The sequence below is a fragment of the Nostoc sp. genome (genome assembly GCF_036917975.1).
In the GTDB taxonomy this organism is placed as follows: domain Bacteria; phylum Cyanobacteriota; class Cyanobacteriia; order Cyanobacteriales; family Nostocaceae; genus Nostoc.
In genome coordinates this window covers 43,497-60,852 of record NZ_JBALEJ010000113.1, presented here as the reverse complement: position 1 = coordinate 60,852, position 17,356 = coordinate 43,497, and the positions used below count along the sequence as shown (strand labels likewise).

Annotated in this window: 22 protein-coding genes and 1 pseudogene; 14 read left to right on the top strand and 9 right to left on the bottom strand. The window is 40.1% G+C overall.

Annotated features, from left to right (window positions below; translation table 11 throughout):
* The first annotated feature begins 66 nt into the window (after nt 1-66).
* From V7K76_RS33880 to V7K76_RS33870, 3 genes are all read left to right on the top strand, one after another.
* On the top strand, nt 67-1,425 hold the full coding sequence (locus V7K76_RS33880) for an LCP family protein (RefSeq protein WP_334776894.1): 1,359 nt from the start codon (nt 67-69) through the stop codon (nt 1,423-1,425).
* Nucleotides 1,426-1,681: 256 nt separating this feature from the next.
* Nucleotides 1,682-2,041, top strand: a complete 360-nt coding sequence (locus V7K76_RS33875) for a type II toxin-antitoxin system Phd/YefM family antitoxin (protein WP_334776892.1) — start codon at nt 1,682-1,684, stop codon at nt 2,039-2,041.
* A 25-nt stretch (nt 2,042-2,066) separates the two neighbouring features.
* Nucleotides 2,067-2,273, top strand: coding sequence for a Txe/YoeB family addiction module toxin (locus tag V7K76_RS33870; protein WP_322680486.1), 207 nt, complete (start codon nt 2,067-2,069; stop codon nt 2,271-2,273).
* Nucleotides 2,274-2,432: 159 nt separating this feature from the next.
* Here the strand turns inward: V7K76_RS33870 and V7K76_RS33865 are convergent, their stop codons facing one another.
* From V7K76_RS33865 to V7K76_RS33850, 4 genes are all read right to left on the bottom strand, one after another.
* Nucleotides 2,433-3,911, bottom strand: a complete 1,479-nt coding sequence (locus V7K76_RS33865) for a protein adenylyltransferase SelO (RefSeq protein ID WP_334776889.1) — start codon at nt 3,909-3,911, stop codon at nt 2,433-2,435.
* Between the two features lie 327 nt (nt 3,912-4,238).
* Entirely contained in the window at nt 4,239-4,694 is a 456-nt protein-coding gene (locus V7K76_RS33860; RefSeq protein ID WP_334776887.1) for a hypothetical protein, read from the bottom strand.
* Nucleotides 4,695-5,081: 387 nt separating this feature from the next.
* The gene (locus V7K76_RS33855) at nt 5,082-5,657 is read right to left on the bottom strand and encodes a GNAT family N-acetyltransferase (RefSeq protein WP_334776886.1); all 576 of its coding nucleotides are present in this window, start codon (nt 5,655-5,657) and stop codon (nt 5,082-5,084) included.
* 162 nt (nt 5,658-5,819) lie between these two features.
* Nucleotides 5,820-6,023 carry a hypothetical protein gene (locus tag V7K76_RS33850; RefSeq protein WP_334776885.1) on the bottom strand — a complete coding sequence of 68 codons (204 nt, stop codon included), beginning with the start codon at nt 6,021-6,023 and terminating at the stop codon, nt 5,820-5,822.
* A 97-nt stretch (nt 6,024-6,120) separates the two neighbouring features.
* Here V7K76_RS33850 and bioB point away from each other — a divergent pair, with 97 nt between their 5' ends.
* The gene (bioB, locus tag V7K76_RS33845) at nt 6,121-7,128 is read left to right on the top strand and encodes a biotin synthase BioB (protein WP_334777022.1); all 1,008 of its coding nucleotides are present in this window, start codon (nt 6,121-6,123) and stop codon (nt 7,126-7,128) included.
* Between the two features lie 85 nt (nt 7,129-7,213).
* On the opposite strand, the gene petL is transcribed toward bioB, so the two are convergent.
* Nucleotides 7,214-7,309: a cytochrome b6-f complex subunit PetL gene (gene petL / locus V7K76_RS33840; protein ID WP_334776884.1), complete on the bottom strand. Its 96-nt coding sequence runs from the start codon at nt 7,307-7,309 to the stop codon at nt 7,214-7,216.
* A 156-nt stretch (nt 7,310-7,465) separates the two neighbouring features.
* Here petL and aroB point away from each other — a divergent pair, with 156 nt between their 5' ends.
* The 3 genes and pseudogenes from aroB to V7K76_RS33825 all read left to right on the top strand — a co-directional run bounded on the left by aroB (nt 7,466) and on the right by V7K76_RS33825 (nt 9,636).
* Entirely contained in the window at nt 7,466-8,557 is a 1,092-nt protein-coding gene (gene aroB / locus V7K76_RS33835) for a 3-dehydroquinate synthase (RefSeq protein WP_334776883.1), read from the top strand.
* Nucleotides 8,558-8,693: 136 nt separating this feature from the next.
* Nucleotides 8,694-9,041, top strand: a pseudogene (locus tag V7K76_RS33830) (Uma2 family endonuclease); the annotation flags it as partial.
* Between the two features lie 274 nt (nt 9,042-9,315).
* On the top strand, nt 9,316-9,636 hold the full coding sequence (locus V7K76_RS33825) for a hypothetical protein (protein ID WP_334776881.1): 321 nt from the start codon (nt 9,316-9,318) through the stop codon (nt 9,634-9,636).
* 82 nt (nt 9,637-9,718) lie between these two features.
* On the opposite strand, the gene V7K76_RS33820 is transcribed toward V7K76_RS33825, so the two are convergent.
* Nucleotides 9,719-9,934, bottom strand: a complete 216-nt coding sequence (locus tag V7K76_RS33820; RefSeq protein ID WP_334776880.1) for a hypothetical protein — start codon at nt 9,932-9,934, stop codon at nt 9,719-9,721.
* 207 nt (nt 9,935-10,141) lie between these two features.
* Between V7K76_RS33820 and V7K76_RS33815 the strand changes: the two genes are divergently transcribed.
* Both V7K76_RS33815 and trxA read left to right on the top strand, forming a co-directional pair.
* Complete coding sequence (locus V7K76_RS33815) at nt 10,142-10,453, top strand: hypothetical protein (protein WP_334776879.1); 312 nt, start codon at nt 10,142-10,144, stop codon at nt 10,451-10,453.
* Between the two features lie 220 nt (nt 10,454-10,673).
* Nucleotides 10,674-11,012 (top strand): thioredoxin, encoded by a 339-nt coding sequence (gene trxA / locus V7K76_RS33810; protein WP_292851230.1) that lies wholly within the window; start codon nt 10,674-10,676, stop codon nt 11,010-11,012.
* A 124-nt stretch (nt 11,013-11,136) separates the two neighbouring features.
* Here trxA and V7K76_RS33805 read toward each other — a convergent pair whose 3' ends face one another.
* Complete coding sequence (locus V7K76_RS33805; protein ID WP_334776877.1) at nt 11,137-11,670, bottom strand: dihydrofolate reductase family protein; 534 nt, start codon at nt 11,668-11,670, stop codon at nt 11,137-11,139.
* Nucleotides 11,671-11,927: 257 nt separating this feature from the next.
* On the opposite strand from V7K76_RS33805, the gene V7K76_RS33800 reads away from it, so the two are divergent.
* Complete coding sequence (locus tag V7K76_RS33800; protein WP_334776876.1) at nt 11,928-12,398, top strand: (2Fe-2S) ferredoxin domain-containing protein; 471 nt, start codon at nt 11,928-11,930, stop codon at nt 12,396-12,398.
* Nucleotides 12,395-12,556 carry a hypothetical protein gene (locus tag V7K76_RS33795; RefSeq protein ID WP_335030422.1) on the top strand — a complete coding sequence of 54 codons (162 nt, stop codon included), beginning with the start codon at nt 12,395-12,397 and terminating at the stop codon, nt 12,554-12,556. The genes V7K76_RS33800 and V7K76_RS33795 overlap by 4 nt, the downstream gene beginning before the upstream one ends.
* Nucleotides 12,557-12,559: 3 nt before the next feature.
* Here the strand turns inward: V7K76_RS33795 and V7K76_RS33790 are convergent, their stop codons facing one another.
* Complete coding sequence (locus V7K76_RS33790; RefSeq protein ID WP_334776875.1) at nt 12,560-12,964, bottom strand: ExbD/TolR family protein; 405 nt, start codon at nt 12,962-12,964, stop codon at nt 12,560-12,562.
* The gene (locus V7K76_RS33785) at nt 12,951-13,619 is read right to left on the bottom strand and encodes a MotA/TolQ/ExbB proton channel family protein (protein ID WP_334776874.1); all 669 of its coding nucleotides are present in this window, start codon (nt 13,617-13,619) and stop codon (nt 12,951-12,953) included. Before V7K76_RS33785 ends, V7K76_RS33790 begins: the two co-directional genes overlap by 14 nt.
* 343 nt (nt 13,620-13,962) lie before the next feature.
* Between V7K76_RS33785 and V7K76_RS33780 the strand changes: the two genes are divergently transcribed.
* From V7K76_RS33780 to V7K76_RS33770, 3 genes are all read left to right on the top strand, one after another.
* Nucleotides 13,963-15,408 (top strand): energy transducer TonB, encoded by a 1,446-nt coding sequence (locus tag V7K76_RS33780; protein ID WP_334776873.1) that lies wholly within the window; start codon nt 13,963-13,965, stop codon nt 15,406-15,408.
* A 507-nt stretch (nt 15,409-15,915) separates the two neighbouring features.
* Nucleotides 15,916-16,161 carry a hypothetical protein gene (locus V7K76_RS33775; RefSeq protein ID WP_099099597.1) on the top strand — a complete coding sequence of 82 codons (246 nt, stop codon included), beginning with the start codon at nt 15,916-15,918 and terminating at the stop codon, nt 16,159-16,161.
* A gap of 10 nt (nt 16,162-16,171) precedes the next feature.
* On the top strand, nt 16,172-17,212 hold the full coding sequence (locus V7K76_RS33770; protein ID WP_334776871.1) for a hypothetical protein: 1,041 nt from the start codon (nt 16,172-16,174) through the stop codon (nt 17,210-17,212).
* Nucleotides 17,213-17,356: the final 144 nt, after the last annotated feature.

The window sequence follows — 17,356 nt, the reverse complement described above, 5'->3', positions numbered from 1 at the left end:
TCCTGTGCAAGTACAATAATTCCGGGTTAGACTATGGCAATTAATTTTATGTGTAGTGGGTGAGAAGTGAAACAAAGAAATAATCCTAAGAAATCTCAGTTTTTAAAACAGCCATTTGCTTTAGCAATGGGTGCGGCAGTAGTAGCTGCAACTTGCGGGGCAATTTTCTCCTCGATTGTAAGTTTAACTCCCTTAAAAAATGATGTTGCTTTTGATCTGCCTGGCAGTTCCAAAAGTGTCACAGGTTTGATTCCTGCAACTCTAGATCATCCTGTGAATATTTTGATTCTCGGTATCGACAATTCTGGACATCCCCACGAGAAAAATTTTACTCCTGCTGAGGCATTAGCAGGCAATAGCGATACTATGCTACTGGCCCAAATCAAGCCAGATTCTCATTCGATTAATATACTATCTATTCCTAGAGATACTCTCGTTAAATTTTATGGAGTTGGTGTAGATAAAATTAATGATGCAAACGTGCGTGGTGGAACAAAACTAGCAGCCCAAAGTGTAAGTCAGCTATTAGATGGTGTATCAATTGATCGTTATGTGCGGCTGGATACAGAAGGTTTTATTCATCTGGTGGATGCCTTGGGAGGGGTTGAAGTTAGTATTCCCAAAAAAATGGATTATGTAGATCATTCACAGAACCTCAACATTCACTTTTTAGCAGGTGTACAAAAGTTGAGTGGGCAGCATCTAGAAGAATACATCCGTTTTCGTCACGATGCTTTAGGTGATATTGGTCGAGTGCAGCGACAACAACAAGTTCTGAAAGATATCCTAATTACACTGCTTCAACCACAAACTATTACTAAATTACCTCAGATTTTAAAGGTAGTTCAAGATAATATAGATACTGATTTATCTATTAATGAAATGTTAGCTATAGCTCAAACTCTAGCTCAAAGCAATCACCATAATTTTATGCTCCTGCCAGGGCGTTTTAGTGAAAAAAGTGAATACAATGTTAGCTACTGGATTTCTGACCATAAAGCTACTAAAAAAATTCTCCAACGTTATTTTAATTTTAATAATGCAGAAGTAAAAGAAGAGGACAAAAATTTAGTGGTGCCGCAAGGCATAAAGATTTTCATCCAAAATGCAACCAGACAACCCGAAGCTGTAGGAAAAGTCACATCTTTACTCGAAAAACACGGTTTTAGGAATATTTTTCTTTCTAGCCATGAAATTGATACTGATATAGACTCTGCCAAAAAAACCAGAATTATTGCTCAACATGGAAATCCTGAAGCAGCCAATGCAGTTGAACAAGCTCTTGGTGTCGGTGATGTAGAAGTTGCTTCTTTAGGAGATATTGCATCTGATGTCACTGTTGTCATTGGCACAGATTTGACTACTTCAATTTCTGAAAATAATTCTACTTATATCAAACAGAATTTAGGATTACAGGCTAGATAAAAATACGGCAAACTTGGTAGTGGTAAATAAGCTGTCCCGTATTTAATTTGTATAATTATGGCAGGCAAAAGCGATCGCACCACAAACTAATGCCAGTTCCCTGAACCTTTTCATTTTTGTTGTAAAAATTAGGATTTTACTTGATCAATTTCTGTTATGTTACGATAAAAGGATCAACCTGTACAGACTTAATGTACAGGTTGAGTGAGAATGTACTTAATTACATTTGCCAGAACAAAAGTGACTTTTAATACTTATGAGTTCTACTACTTATACTTACACACAAGCACGAGAAAAGCTGTCTGAACTGTGCGACAAAGTTACTTCAGAACGCGATTTTGTAATCATTACACGTCGTAATGCTGAAAATGTAGCTTTAATAGCTGTTGATGAACTTTTTAGTATTCTAGAAACTGCTCATCTTTTACGTTCCCCTCGTAACGCTGAACGTTTGTTAACAGCTTTAAATCGAGCTAAATCAGGAGTTGTGAAATCTCAAAGCTTGGATGATCTTAGTAAGGAGTTGGGATTTGACCAAAAAGAAGAACCTCAAAAACCAATCCAAAGAAGAAATTCCAGCAACTCAAAAGCAAAGAAAGACAGTATTTCAACCTGAATTTTTAGAAGACTTAAAATTTTGGGTGGAAAACGATCAACGAGTTACCCTTAAAGTTTTGGATCTTGTCAAAGAGATTTGCCGAGATCCTTTTAAGGGGAAAGGTAAACCGGAACCTTTAAAATATTTAGATCCTAATACTTGGTCTCGCCGTTTAACACAAGAACATAGAATTGTATATCTTGTAGAAGATGATGAAATAAATTTTTTACAAGCTCGTTATCATTATTAACTATTAATTATCCCAAAATATAAGTAGCACGGTTTTCTGTGCGAATGCTACTCATACCCCATTTTCTCATGGAAACGCAGGGCAAAGGCATCTATTGACAAGAAAGCAGGGGGGCAAAGGAAAAAAAGGATTTTCGTTATAAGCCTTGCCCCTTGCTAACTATCTCCTAGACTGAATTGCCTTGACTAAATCATAAAAAGGTTGCCAATTATCTTCCTGGGCAATTGGTTCCCAAATAGACTCAATAACAGGCCTTAATAATACCGTTTTGGGATTATTAACAGCTAGAGTTTGGGCAATTATATCGGTGCGTAGGCGTAGCCCGTCGTAGACATCGCTATCAAAATCGTTCAAAATTTTATGATATAATATGCACCAATCATCAAATATTCCTGACGCACCCGGCACTGGCACAATATCTGAATTATTCATCACAAAACCTGGTTCATCGCGCCATTTAGATGAAAAAGTACGAGCCATCTCATAAAAAAACTGGTGATAACCAACTTGGCTATCTTTCAAAAATTCAACCGTTAGATTCAACAGTTCCGCAGCTTGTGGATGTGGCAACTCCAAAAAACCTAACTTTTTCAACATCAAACAACTGTATTCAGCTTGATAATATTCATCAAACCTTTCTAATGCAGCTTCCATTTCGCCTTTATCAATAATCGCCTTTAAAGGTTCTTGGAGCATTTGTAAATTCAGTTGACAAATACTTGGTTGATTACCGTAACAGTAGCGCCCATAATAGTCAAAATATGCAGCTATAAAGGATGGGTTATAACTCGGAATAAATGCGTAAGGCCCGTAGTCAAAACTCTCTCCAGTAATCGACATATTGTCAGTATTCAGGACTGCATGACAAAAACCAGCCGCCATCCACTGTGCTACTAGTTTTGCAACTCGTTTAACTAATTCGGCGTAAAACAGAGCATATTTATCTTCTTCAGCATTTAAGTGTCGATAATACTGCTCAATTACGTGGTCTAACAGCTTCTTAGTTAAATCTGGACGCTGGAAATAGTGCAGTCGCTCAAAAGTGCCAAACCGAATATGAGAACTGCTCATTCTAATCATCACAGATGAACGGGTAGGCGAAGGTTCATCACCCCGCCAGAGGGGTAAACCTGTTTCAATCATGCTCAGACAGCGCGAAGTACGTACACCCAAGTAATGCAGTGCTTCCGCAGCCAGAACTTCCCGCACCCCACCTTTGAGCGTCAGCATACCATCGCCACCACGGGAGTAGGGCGTTCTCCCAGAACCTTTAGTGCCAAAATCGTACAATTGGCCATCATTGGCGCGTACTTGCCCGTAGAGAAAGCCTCTACCATCACCCAACTGTCCGTTATATTCACCAAATTGATAGCCGTGGTAACGCAGTGCCAACAAGGGTTTGCGCCCCTGAAATTGGCCAAAGGCTGTGATGAAATCTTCGTCTTTGACTACTTGGGGGTCTAGACCAAAACGGGGTAATAGTTCATCGTTACGCCAACGCAAGAGGTGTTGGGGAAATTCCGCCGCTGCAACCTCATCATAGTAGTCATCGCCTAGAGATTCTAAAGCGCTTTCGTAGTTGAGGGTGAGAAAAGGATTGCTAGAATTCTTGTAGTTTGGGGTTTCAGCCAGAGTCATTACGAGCAAAGCTTAATTCATTCTTCCTTTAATACTACCTCTGGCTTCAGCATCAGCATAGACGCAAAAAGCGACTTATCTCTAAAATATGGCAGCACCACCATCAAAATCTGGAGCGCATAATGAATAAAATTTTACAATTAAAGAAAAAGTTAACTTAATTAGCAATTTTAGACTCTAAATTTGAGTTTTTTGGTTCAGAATCACACTAATATTAAAAGCAACCTGTGAGTTTTTCTGATTGCGATGAAGACTGGCTTAACCGAAGTTTGTATCAAATCCGCCAGTCTCCTGAAACTTAACCTTAATTAAATGAAGCTGAGTTTTTTATTTGTTAATTGGTTGTGATGTTGGTGCGGCAATTCCTACTGAGTTTGATGTTCCTGGTGATACCTGTGAAGAGAGAATTTTTTTCACTTGTAGGTTATAAGTTTGCAAAATTGATTGAACCTGTTTCTGTTGATCTTGATTCAGATCCAAAGATTTTAACACTATTCTGATTCTCTGACGTGATTGCAAAGCTGCCTTAAATTTAGTAGCTTGGGACGGGTTTAATAGAGCCTGAATATCTTTATCTCTTTGCTGGCGAGCCAGTTGAATTTGTAGCCGCTGTTGCTTTGTGAGTTTGATGGGCTGGTGTGATGCAGTACTAGTCTGAGTTTTTAAGACTGGTGTAGTGGTTGAATTTGGAGATGGTGCTGCCAAGACAACTCCGTTTAAGATGGTAGCAAAAGCGAAGATAGCAGAAAATACAGAAAAGGGCTTTATAGAATTAATGAACATTTGAAAAAACTCCTCAGTCATTTAATAAGATTGGACACATCGGGTAAAGCTAACCTTGATAAATAAGCTAGGTAGTGAATAAATCTTACTATTGCATTTGCTTATGGACTTGTTGTGTATTTATTATGAATTTGTTATGAATTTTAAAATGTTCATACTTGAGATATCAAATCTATTATATTTTAGATATTTTACCATTATTAGTATCTTTACTATTAGCAATATTTACAATTTTAAAAAAATAGTTGGTGCGAAAATCAAGGATTGCTAACCTTACAAAAATTATCTAATTTCTGTTCATAAATAGAATTTAGAAATAAGTAAATTTATCATGATAAATAATATGGAAAGTAACTTAATCTTCTTGAGACTTGTACTCAGCCATTTTTAAAATATAGGTACTTCCCAATTAGGATTTGTAAGACTTGTCAAAATATGATCTTCCCATTGACCATTAATTAATAAATAGTCTCTAGCATATCCTTCAATAACAAAACCGAGTCTTTTGAGTACATTGCCACTGCGTCGATTGTGAGGCATGTAATTAGCCATAACTCGGTGAAAATTTAACTCTTGAAAGAGATATTGAGTTGCAGATTTTAGCCCTTCTGTCATATACCCTCTACCTTGTTTATTTTCAGCAAGGCTATATCCCACATAGCAAAAATGAGCGGCTCCTCGAACAAAATTACTAAAATTGACCGTTCCAATAACAACGGTGGGATTTTTTTTGGTAAAAATAAATAGTTTTAACGATTGCCCATTGATAAATTCCAGAAAACTATTCTCTATTTGATATTGCCAATATTCTTCAGTGAAGAAACCATCAGCCCAAAGAGGGTAGAATGGAGTGAGATAAGTTTTATTATTAATGAAGTATTTGAGAATTTGGGGTATATCTTCATGGATCGCTGCTCGTAATAATAGGCGATCGCTTGTAATTATTGGCAGTTCTGATATCATAAATTACTTAATTGGCGGGATCTCTTCCAAAAGCATTCACTAAATTTATAAATTTTCTCATACCCTGCGGTTTAGCAGCAGCCAAGGCAATAGAATTCGCTCCTACACAGGCAAAGTCCGCAGAGGCGGACTAAGGAAAATAGTTCTTGTGCCTGTTTTATGCTAAACCCACTCAGCTAACTTCTGACCAACAAAAGATATATGCGCCAGTTGCATAAGTCCCCCCAATCCCAAATCCCAAATCCCCAATACATGAGTATTTTTGCTCTTAATCTGCCATTCCACCAAAATCTTGATAAGCTGATGTCTAATATCTAGAGCGGAAGGATTGAGAGCCAATGGGTGATAAAGCACAGTGCAGGGCATAACTTCAATAAAATTGCTTTGCCCAAACGCTGTACCGCAGCAGATTCAAGCAAAAAATAGCTCAAGATTCAACCCAGTCTACAAGAAGGATAGTGATGTGGTGGGAATACGCTACGATTGGCAGGAATTAGAGATTCGGGCGATATACAATACGCCATTGCTAGAGCTTATTTATCAAGCTGCTAGCGTGCATCGCCAATGTCATGACCCAACAAAAATACAAGTTTGTAAACTCATATCGATTAAAACTGGGGGTTGTCCCGAAGATTGTAGCTACTGCGCCCAATCTTCTCGCTATAAAACAGAGGTAAAGGCGCAAGCACTCCTAGAAAAGGAAACTGTAGTTAACATCGCCCAGAAAGCAAAAGAAACTGGTGTTAGTCGCATTTGTATGGGTGCTGCTTGGCGCGAAGTGCGGGACAACTCACAATTTGAGGAAGTCCTGGAAATGGTCAAGGATGTGACGGCAATGGGTTTAGAAGTGTGCTGTACTCTGGGTATGTTGACGGCCAATCAGGCCAGGAAATTGGAAGAAGCGGGACTTTACGCCTACAACCATAACTTAGATACCTCGCAGGAATATTACAGCACAATTATTACCACAAGGACATATAGCGATCGCTTGAACACAATTGAAAACATCCGTCAGACAAATGTTACTGTATGTTCTGGCGGTATTCTTGGCTTGGGCGAAACCGTTGATGACCGTGTTGGAATGTTACAAACTCTGGCAAACTTACATCCGCATCCAGAGTCCGTGCCGATTAATATTCTTTCACAAGTACCAGGCACACCCTTAGAAAATCAGCCTGATGTCCCCATTTGGGATATTGTACGGATGATTGCCACAGCCAGGATTTTAATGCCAGCTTCCGATGTACGTCTTAGTGCTGGTAGGGCGAGACTTTCTCAAGTTGAGCAAGCTTTCTGCTTCATGGCAGGAGCCAATTCTATCTTTTCCAGCGACGACAACAAGATGTTGACGGTGACAACTCCCTGTCCAGATTATGACACTGACCGAGAAATGCTGAACTTACTTGGTTTGGGAATGCGATCGCCTTCCCAAAGACAGGAGAAAATAGCAAGTCCGGCTGTTGTAGGATAAATATCTTTTTCTGGGATGGGCGTCTCGCCCGTCCCTAGTAAACTGAGGGCAGGCAAGATGCCCACCCCACAAGAAAGATTCTTGGTTAAATTATTTTGGCAGTCCGCAGACCGAAAAACAGACCGACAGCCAAACCAAAGAACAAAGCTAAAAAGCCGATGTAAGCTGCAATTGCAAACATTTGTTTTTCTCCACAATACTTCCTAAATCTATTGAATCATTAGTTGTTGGGCATTGGGCATAGGTTATTATCCTTGTCCCCAGTCCCCAGTCTCCAATCCCCAATCCCCAGATTGCGATACAATACAGCCCACGGGCGCTTGTTTAGGGTTGGGCAATGACTTCTGTAATTAATGTAAATTTACCAGGGCAGTCTTATGAGATTGCGATCGCACCTTCGAGTTTAGATCAAATCGGTCAACAAATGGCTAGTCTCAAGCTAGGTAAGAAGGTATTGCTGGTTTCTAATCCGACGATTTTTAAACATTTTGGCGAAAGAGCGATCGCATCCCTAAAATCTGCTGGATTTGAAGTTGCTAGCTGCACCCTACCACCTGGGGAACGCTACAAAACCCTCAATTCCATCCAAAAACTCTACGATATTGCCTTAGAAAACCGCCTAGAACGTTCTTCTACGATGGTGGCTTTGGGCGGAGGTGTAATTGGTGATATGACTGGCTTTGCGGCTGCAACTTGGCTGCGAGGCATTAACGTTGTCCAAGTGCCTACCTCTCTGTTAGCGATGGTAGATTCGGCAATTGGTGGCAAAACTGGCGTAAATCATCCTCACGGCAAAAACTTGATTGGGGCATTCCATCAACCACGCTTAGTTCTGATTGACGCAGATGTGTTAAAAACTCTACCTATGCGCGAGTTTCGGGCAGGAATGGCAGAAGTGATTAAATACGGTGTAATTTGGGATGCCGAATTGTTTGCCCAGTTGGAAGCAAGTAAACGCCTCGACCAACTCCGCTATGTCAAACCTGAACTAATAACCAGCATATTAACGCGTTCTTGTCAAGCTAAAGCTGATGTTGTTAGCAAAGATGAGAAAGAAGGGGGATTACGGGCGATTCTCAACTATGGACATACCATCGGTCATGCAGTGGAAAGTTTGACTGGTTATCGTCTAGTAAATCATGGTGAAGCAGTGGCTATTGGTATGGTAGCAGCCGGTCAAATTGCTGTGGAATTGGGAATGTGGCAAAATGTTGACACAGAACGTCAAAATGCTTTAATTCAAAAAGCGGGTTTACCAACTCAATTACCAACTGGGGTAGATATTGAGGCAATTATTGAGGCGTTGCAATTGGATAAGAAAGTCAAGGCCGGGAAAGTGCGGTTTGTTTTACCAACAGAAATTGGTGTAGTAACAGTTACCGATGAAGTGCCATCGGATATTATTCGGCAAGTGTTGCGGGGAATGTGAACAATTTCAAGAAGAATTCAGGAGCCAGAATTCAGGAGTAAGAATTCAGGAGTAAGAATAAAAATTAGTTGCTCTGTTCTTCAATTACGAATTACGAATTACGAATTACGAATTACGAATTACGAATTATTCAGCCATGATACTCCAAGCCAAGAATCAATTGACCTTGCAAGAGTTCTTAAATCTTCCATCAGGCGAGGGAGATATCACCTACGAACTCATTGATGGTCAAGCAATTCCTAAAATGTCACCAAAATTTTTTCACGCAAAACTTACCCGTGTCCTTCTCAATTTGATTGAGCAATCGTGTGAAGGGAAAGGAGAAGTTTGCCCAGAATGGGCTGTTCCATTAACCCGTCGGGGACGAGATTGGATGCCAATTCCAGATATCTTGTACATTTCTTATGAACGTTTACCTGCTAACTGGGATGAAAACGAAGCTTGTCCTGTTCCTCCTGATTTGGTAATTGAAATTATTTCACCATAGGAGATTTTTTGCATCTAGGACAATTTTTTAGCTCTCAACATTCATCGAAATTTCAAGTGGTAGAAGTTTGTCTAGTTTTAACAAGTTGCTTGAGCAACTTGGCTAGTGAATTGATATGGTGGCTGGATTTTTGCTGTGCTGTACTAATAGTTTGATTGATTAATTCACCCATTTGTGGGAGGTAATTAGCAACCCAATAAGTGTACTTTGCTTATAGTCAGACCAATACAAGATGGTTTGAAGCAGGATTCACGCAACAGATGTATCAATTATGTTAAACCTAATATCCACCGGATGTATAAAAATAAAACCCTTGGTAGTTTCAACAGCTTTTTTTCTAGCTATACAAACTTCTGCCAATGCTGAACCAGCTATTCCTAGTTTAACTCCAGGACAAGCTCAACATTTATCCCGTGACTTGGTTCCATATAATTCTCAAGACTTTTTTAGGCAAGGAAAAGATTCAATTGAGAGAGAAATTCAAATTCTGAGGCTAGAACAACAGCGCTCAATTAAACCTGTTCTTAAGATTGATTCAGTACCGCAAATCAAAAAACCAAATCTCCAGCAAAAACCTCAAGGTCTTATCTAAGGAATAAGAATTAAATAACATACGATTTAGGGTTACAGAGGTTTTGTGTTTTCAAGAAAATTTGTAACACAAATTTACAATTTTAATCGTCTAGCAAAGCCATCAACGCTTGAACTTCAACGTCTTGCTCTTGCGGCTCTGATAATTGAGACTGTAGCCTTAATAATTGACCCTGTAATTCTTCTGCTACATGGATCATATCAGATTCTTGTGCGATTTTTATCTGATTTTCTTTAATTTTGATTTGTTTAAGCAAATTATTTTCAACATGGGTTGAGTTGTAATGTTGAGCAATCATAGCTTTAGTTTTACGATCAATGTATGGAGTGCAGTGAAATTTTTCACCTATGTATTATTCCACACTTTTGTCATTTTTTAAATATAGCTGTTCATGGTGAGCTAAAAGAATTCCACACCCAAAGCCCTCGCAGCTGGTTTCGTAGAGGGGACTATGATGTACCTTGTATGATTAGGAAACGCTATAAACATTATTTTTGTGAACAGTATGGACTTAAAGTTTATTAAGAAAAAGATTTATACCTTTGTAAAAATTATATCTACAGTGCTTATAACAAGCGCAATTGGATTGGAATCGTGGAATATTTATGCAGTCATCACTAATACTAATGTACCAAGCAGTCTGAATCCAATTTTTTGGATTGAGCGTTTTGCCATGATCAGCCATTTTATTGAAGGTATTATAGCAGCTTTTTATGCACCTGCAAGACAAAAAATACCAATAAAATATGCTACTTATACTTTTTTTGTCGGCACAATTGGTTTGTTGGAACTGTTTGAACGACAGGATGAGTATTGACGCTTCTACGCCTTGAAGGCATAGGTTTTTAGATTTGGTTGGTAGGGTGCGATCGCATAACGCACTCTACCTACAAAAATTGTAAGTTATTAAGTATACGCTACTCATCTGCGGGAATTTTCCAATGTAGGCAACTGGTGAATCTGACACTCAGAAGGGAGTATAGTTTATATAGCTAGCTTTTTGCTGAGATTTTAGTTTGATACTAAGGAATTGAAAAATGTCTACTGATACTGACATAGTTAGTTACGTTGAAGAAAGCGAATTTGATGTTGTTTTAAATGGAAGTGAAGAAAAAATTGTTGTTGTTGATTTTACTGCTACTTGGTGTGGGCCTTGTCGCCTAGTCAGTCCGTTAATGAATCAACTTGCCGAAGAATACAAAGGTCGCGCTAAAGTCGTTAAGGTGGATGTTGACAGTAACAAGCCAATTTTCAAAAAATTCGGTCTTCGCAGTATTCCAGCAGTTTTAATTTTCAAAGATGGTATCTTAGCAGAAACGATAGTAGGGGTTTCTCCTTACGAAGAATTTAGCAATGCCGTTCAGAAACTTCTTTAGTTAATTTGTAATGACGCTCTTCGCGTAGCGTCTTCCCTTCTCTACGAGACGCTACGCGAAGGCAGAAAACTCCCTAAGTTAATGCGTAATTTATAGATATTATCATTAATAATTACGAATTATTTTAATTTTTGATTTGTCGCCTGTAATGTGACTGGAGTAAACCACTAGAATATTGTTTTGAGTTAATTAGTTCCAATTTCTCTTCAGGGGTAGGCGGTGGGAAAAGTTGTATACCACCACCTAAGATAGTTGGAATAGTTGAAATAATATATTCGTCAATCAAGCTGTGCTGAAGAAACGAATTGATTAATTTTCCGCCACCAACTAGCCAGATATTTTTAAAACCTTCAGTCTCTATATTTGCTAACGCCTGTTTTACTGGTTCAGAAACAAACACAACGTCCTCACGGTCAGATTGGAGATGGCGCTGGGTGAAAACGAAGGATTTTTTTTCTGGATAAGGCCATTGTTCAAAACCAAGCCCGACTTCATACGTATTACTACCTAAAACGATCGCATCAATCGATTCGTAGAAAGCAGTGTAACCGAAGTCTTCACCTTCTGTATCAAGGATTGATAGCCAATCAATTCCGCCATCGGTGCGAGCAATGTAGCCATCCAAACTAGCTGCAATGTAGAGTGTAACTTTCGTCATTGTGCTTCTGAATTTGGTAGTTTTCACTCAATTAATGCAAGCGATCGCAGGCCGATTTCTTCTACAGTATTTTAGCCTTGGATGGTTTATATCACAAAATAGCGGTAGCTTACCCAATTAGTTACGTTTTTTTGATTGTATCTTTTAAACCGACCTGCAATAAATTCTCGCTCTTGATAAATACTTTGATCTACTAGAACAGACTAAACGGGAAACTTATATTATTCTGTCACTGAGAGAAATAGGTAGGGTCGTCCATGAAAAAATTCCTCCGGCGTATTAAAATATTACTCCAACGTATCTTCACAAGGTTTGCATCCAATTCTCAGCAACCATCGCCCTTAATAAATTCTAATTCTCGCCCTCGCTCATTAGAGACTTCTATTCCTAGTGTTTCTCCCCGATGGGAGTCTGGTTTGGTGCTTGTGTGTTCGCAATGTACAAACGAGCAGTCAGGCTCAACAGCTTCCGAAGACTTAGAAAATTGGTTGAAATCGCGTTTAAAATTTGACGGATTATGGGGTGATTTTCGGGTGGTTAGCACCAGTTGTTTAGGAGTTTGTCCCCGAATAGGCGTTACTGTTGTGCTTGTAAGTAATGGAAGTTACGGTAATAGTCCCTGCTTAATTGTAAATCCTCGGAGCGATCGCCAACTTCTCTATTCATACATCAAACAGAATAAAAAGGAGTCAGAATTCAAAATTCAGAATTATACAGAGAATTTATGATTGCTCCTATGCTTGCTGAAATCTGCGATCAGACAATAGTTAAGTCCCTGCTTTCTGCCTTATCCCAACAATATAGCGTTTCCCGAACATACCGTGACCCTACGGGTGTACCTCACGTAAACGAGAAACGCTATAATTATTTACGCCGACTTACTTAGTTTTTATCTTTGGGTAGCGATCGCTAACCTTGCTCCTTTCACCTGACGTACTTGATCCATTATCCCCACTATCTCACCGTGCAAGACCTTTTGATCGGCATTAATAATCACCAATGTATCTGCGTTAGAACCAACTAAAGTCCGCACTTGCGCTGCTAAATCATTAACTACTACTGGCTTGCGGTTTAGGCTGACCTGACCTTTTTCATCTACCGTGATGGTAATTTTATTGGGAATTTGCTGTTCTTTGGCCGTGGCTGCCTTCGGTAGATTTACTGGTAGCCCTTCCGATCGTGTTAAAAACAGTGTTGACATAATAAAAAATGTCAAAAGGGCAAACATTACATCAATCAAAGGTACTACATTTATAAACGGTGGTAAATCTGGTTCATTATCATCTAGATCCATAGGACTTCTCCTGGTGTTCGTGGCGATCGAGTTGGTCATAGCGATCGAGGAACAGTATTTCTAACTGTCCGCCGTACTCTTGAATCATTGTTATCTGTCTCTGGTATAGTCCCCGGAAGATACTGGCTCCTAAAAGCACAAAGATAGCCACAATCAATCCTGAGGCGGTAGCAACTAAAGCTTCACTAATACCAGCAGTGACTACACCAGTTTTAGTACCTCCGACATCACCAATATTCAGTCCCGCAAATGAGCGAATTAATCCTAAAATTGTGCCGAGAAGTCCCAACAAAGGCGCTAAACCGATAATGGTGTCAAATACAGCTTGAAACCGCTTGAGCAGAGGAATTTCTGCTTGTGCTTCGCTTTTCAAAGCCAAACGAAATTTCTCTGGAGTCGGTCTTTCTAGCTGTAGTCCAGCCAGAAAAATGCGTGCTATGGGTAAATCTACATTTTTTTGCAGCTTATCCACAGCACTCACGACATTATCAAGTCGATAAAGATTTAAAACCTCTCGCACTACCCGGTTTTGACGCTTACCAATTTGTATCCAAAACTTTGCCCGCTCAATCATTAGTGCCCCTGCCAACACCGAAAAGGCCAACAGGGGTAACATGACCACACCGCCTGCTTCAAACAAATTCTGAATTCCCATGTAGTGCCTCTAAACGTCATCAACAATACAAAATCAGACTACCAGAATCAAGCTAAAAAATGAAATCTTTTCTCAATAGAGTCTAAGATATAATCATAATTTTTTCAAATTTAGCGATCATTAATTTTATTAAATATTTTTCTATTTTATATAAATTAATTTAATTAATACATAACACAAAAATTAACTGTATCTAGAAATCCTCATAATCAACAGTTAAAGATATTTTTACTATTAAGTATGCTGTTCGTAACAGTGCCCGAAATAATTTTAATTTTTTACTTGATATTTGCAACCATGCATTCTAAGATAGCTAAATTAGTGAGAATAGGTAGCAATAGCTATGAGTTTTTCCGGCACTACTGTCGAGCAACGTTCCAAAGAAGTTGAGGCTCTCAAGTCTTTTCTGACTTACAGTCTGATAGGTTCACTGGCGCTGCATATCGGCGTACTGTCATCAGGCATAGGTAATTATTTAACGAAAGTGCCCACAGGTGAAGAAGAACCAATAGAGTTTGCGGTCGTGGATTCTCCAACTGCCGAACCAGAAAAACCAATTGCAGAGATTCCAGAAGAAATCAAAAAAGAACCACTTATTGTCCAAAAACAGCCTATAGAAACTCCACCAGTAGAAAAAATTCAGCAGGAAGAACAGATTACAACAGTCACTCGGAAGCCACAGCCGACAAATACACTGCCAAAAGCAATTGCTACTAAGCCAGAAGTTGCGGTTAAATCTGCACCCGTTCCACAATCAGCCCCACCTAAAAGTTCAGCAGGCGGTGGTGGTGGTGGCGGCTCTGGTGTTGGTTTAGGCTCAGGTAGTGGTATTGCTGTAGGTACAAGTACTGGCACTGGCACTGGTGGAGGTACTGGCACTGGCACTGGCGGTGGAATTGGTAGCGGTACTGGCACTGGAATTGGTAGCGGTACTGGTAGTGGTACTGGTACTGGCATTGGTAGTGGCACTGGCAGTGGTATTGGCAGTGGAGTAGAGAACCGTCCGACAGTAGCAACAGCGCCAATAGCGCCAACACCTCCAACAATTAACACTTCAGGTAATGGTAATGGTAATGGTAATGGTCGTGCAGCCTGCCGCGAATGCAACGCCAAGTATCCAGAAGCAGCAAGACGGCGAGGAGTTGAAGGCAAAGTAGAAGTAGCTGTCGATACTGATGCACAAGGTAATGTTACCAATGTGCGGATTGCTCGCTCCAGTGGAAACCGCGAATTAGATGAAGAAACAGCCAGACAAGCGCGTGAGTGGAAATTAAAACCCGCAGAAGGTGGTAGACAAGGGGTATCTATCGCCACTGAATTTGCCATAAAAGGTTCACGGCGATCGCGCGAACTTGAACAACGGCAAGCGCAAAGACAAGCAGAAGAAAGACAAGCACAAGAAAGAGCCCAGCAGACAACGGCTGCCAATTCCACAGAAGAATCCCCAAGACGTAGGCGCAGAGAGTTGGCACCCTCATCTAATGAAGCTACAACCACAAAACCAGCAATATCTGGATTGAGCCGGCGACTGGAACCTCAAAGAGCGGAAAGTGGTACTACAAGCTCGTCATCTGAAGCTAGAACAACTCGCACTCAAGGAAATGTAAGAGAGTCCTTACGCCGCCTCCGACGTGAGCCAGCCGCTACCGATTCATCACAAAAGCCACCAGCAACCACAAATAGGCGGCAAAGAGATAACACTAGCCAAAACAAGTTGCGGGAGTCTTTGCGCCGTTTACGCGCACAACCACAACCTCAATCGCAACCTGCTACTCCCAGTCAGCAGTAGTCTGACATACTGGATAAAACTTATTGCAATCATACTTGGATTAGCGATCGCACACCGCCTTCTATTTTTAGGAGGCGGTTGTTTTTTTAGACAGGAATGGCTTCGATTTGCCAATAAAAGTAGAAGCGAATAATCCTGCACTTTCCTCTATCCATTTCTTACGATGAGGGTAATGTCAACCGCCTGCGCCTAAGAAATGGTGCTGGTACAACACGGCGTAAATAAACCACCCATTTAAAATCAATGAAACGCTTACGCTGTATTAATTTTGAATTTTGAATTTTGAATTTTGAATTCCGCCTTGCGGTACTAGTGTTTGCTCCTCTTATATGCTGAGAGAATAGTCAATAGCTAACTCTCAAGTTGCTCATCGGCACTTTATGCTAGGCGTTAAATTCACTGATTTGAATAAAACTTCTACATAAACACACACTGATGCGGTTTGATTTGCTTGAATAGCTATATTGGTAGGACATTGATACGTCGGCAATTCACAATTCCTGAATTATGGCAAGTAAATTCATTGATGTTAGGGAATATACTGTCAGGGCACACAAAAGACAGATTCATACTCGTGTTTTCCAGTTTGTCTGTAAAGAGTGTAACGATCTGACAAAGCGCGAGACTTTCGGCCCTCGACCTTTATATTGTGAGAGATGTCGCCCTCCCCAACCGCCTAAGAAATCCCAACCAGCATCTCACAAGGCAAAACCCAGAGCAATGTCTTATAAAAGTGACATAGATTTAAATTGATTAAAGCCTTATGACTCAAAATGGACAATTAGAACCGCCTCCGGGCACCTTTCTCTCACCACTGTTAGAATTGCGAGATTATTATGCTCGCCTCACAGAAGAGTACGAACGCCTCTTTGTACAGGCGCGATCGCAACTCGATCATGTAGAAGCGTTATTGTCTAACTGGTCTTTTTCTGATGCCAACCAACAGATATCAAGACTAACTGCGGCTGATGAAACCTCAAATCTTTCCCCAGAAGGTTCTTTGCGGTTTTTATCACCCCTTGATGACATCGACGAAATCAACTTGGTGGAGTCTGTACAGTCAGAACAAAAAGACTCAAATCAGGTTGAGATCAATAATTCTTTTTCTGCTGCTGTTGATACAAAAGAGAGTCAACCTCTAACTACATCAACCGATCCAAAGATCGCCCCAGAGAACAACGATAGTTCCACGAAGGTGGTAGAAATCCCTTTACTACCTCAATATCAGCACACTATCTCGCGAATGGAAGCCATAAAACAGCTATTGCAAGAGCAGATAGGTACTGTTTGTCATATCGATTTTATCGTGCGATCGCTTTATGGAGAGTTAGATTCCAATCTATTCAGAGTAGTTAAAGGTAGGGTGCAATCTTCCCTCACCCAAGGTAGAGAAAGAAATTACTGGGTAACTATTCCCGATGAACCAGGTTGTTATACTCTGGATTTAAGTCTGGTAGCCCCAAGTAATCGCAATGGTGCTTTTAGGAGTATCAAAAACAAAAATAAGAAGCCTTTCATACCCCCGGCAAAAACAGTACCGATGCTCAAAGCCTTTGAGGGTCTATTCTTGATTGATGCCCTCACCTCTCTATTAGAACAAAATCCAGGTAAAGTTTTCAGCGTCGCTGAAGTCATCGCCGGAATTTATGGAGAAATAGATTCTCAGCAACTTAGAGAGATCAAAAATAAGGTGTTGAATGAATTATCTAGAGGCTATCGTACAGGCAGATTCTCTAGAGTTCCTAACCAAATCGGCTTCTATACTTGGGATTCCAATCTGATATTAAAGAGTAGTTCTCGTTAAATTGGGAATGGGGATTGGGGATTGGGGACTGGGGATTGGGGATTAGGGATTGGGGATTGTTTTTCTGCTTCTTTGCCTCTCTCTACACCTCTATTGTTTGCTATCTATTACCCAATACGCTTGGGTTAAGGGCTACTAGCAACA

Coding starts and splice junctions, on each gene's coding strand:
- V7K76_RS33820 (WP_334776880.1), bottom strand. CDS start 9,934: ATGATTGCTCAACATTACAACTCAACCCATGTTGAAAATAATTTGCTT.
- petL (WP_334776884.1), bottom strand. CDS start 7,309: ATGTTTGCAATTGCAGCTTACATCGGCTTTTTAGCTTTGTTCTTTGGT.
- V7K76_RS33770 (WP_334776871.1), top strand. CDS start 16,172: ATGACTCAAAATGGACAATTAGAACCGCCTCCGGGCACCTTTCTCTCA.
- V7K76_RS33795 (WP_335030422.1), top strand. CDS start 12,395: ATGATTGCTCCTATGCTTGCTGAAATCTGCGATCAGACAATAGTTAAG.
- V7K76_RS33775 (WP_099099597.1), top strand. CDS start 15,916: ATGGCAAGTAAATTCATTGATGTTAGGGAATATACTGTCAGGGCACAC.
- V7K76_RS33860 (WP_334776887.1), bottom strand. CDS start 4,694: ATGTTCATTAATTCTATAAAGCCCTTTTCTGTATTTTCTGCTATCTTC.
- V7K76_RS33805 (WP_334776877.1), bottom strand. CDS start 11,670: ATGACGAAAGTTACACTCTACATTGCAGCTAGTTTGGATGGCTACATT.
- trxA (WP_292851230.1), top strand. CDS start 10,674: ATGTCTACTGATACTGACATAGTTAGTTACGTTGAAGAAAGCGAATTT.
- V7K76_RS33780 (WP_334776873.1), top strand. CDS start 13,963: ATGAGTTTTTCCGGCACTACTGTCGAGCAACGTTCCAAAGAAGTTGAG.
- V7K76_RS33850 (WP_334776885.1), bottom strand. CDS start 6,023: ATGCCCTGCACTGTGCTTTATCACCCATTGGCTCTCAATCCTTCCGCT.
- V7K76_RS33800 (WP_334776876.1), top strand. CDS start 11,928: ATGAAAAAATTCCTCCGGCGTATTAAAATATTACTCCAACGTATCTTC.
- V7K76_RS33815 (WP_334776879.1), top strand. CDS start 10,142: ATGGACTTAAAGTTTATTAAGAAAAAGATTTATACCTTTGTAAAAATT.
- V7K76_RS33785 (WP_334776874.1), bottom strand. CDS start 13,619: ATGGGAATTCAGAATTTGTTTGAAGCAGGCGGTGTGGTCATGTTACCC.
- V7K76_RS33875 (WP_334776892.1), top strand. CDS start 1,682: ATGAGTTCTACTACTTATACTTACACACAAGCACGAGAAAAGCTGTCT.
- V7K76_RS33865 (WP_334776889.1), bottom strand. CDS start 3,911: ATGACTCTGGCTGAAACCCCAAACTACAAGAATTCTAGCAATCCTTTT.
- V7K76_RS33855 (WP_334776886.1), bottom strand. CDS start 5,657: ATGATATCAGAACTGCCAATAATTACAAGCGATCGCCTATTATTACGA.
- V7K76_RS33825 (WP_334776881.1), top strand. CDS start 9,316: ATGTTAAACCTAATATCCACCGGATGTATAAAAATAAAACCCTTGGTA.
- aroB (WP_334776883.1), top strand. CDS start 7,466: ATGACTTCTGTAATTAATGTAAATTTACCAGGGCAGTCTTATGAGATT.
- V7K76_RS33790 (WP_334776875.1), bottom strand. CDS start 12,964: ATGGATCTAGATGATAATGAACCAGATTTACCACCGTTTATAAATGTA.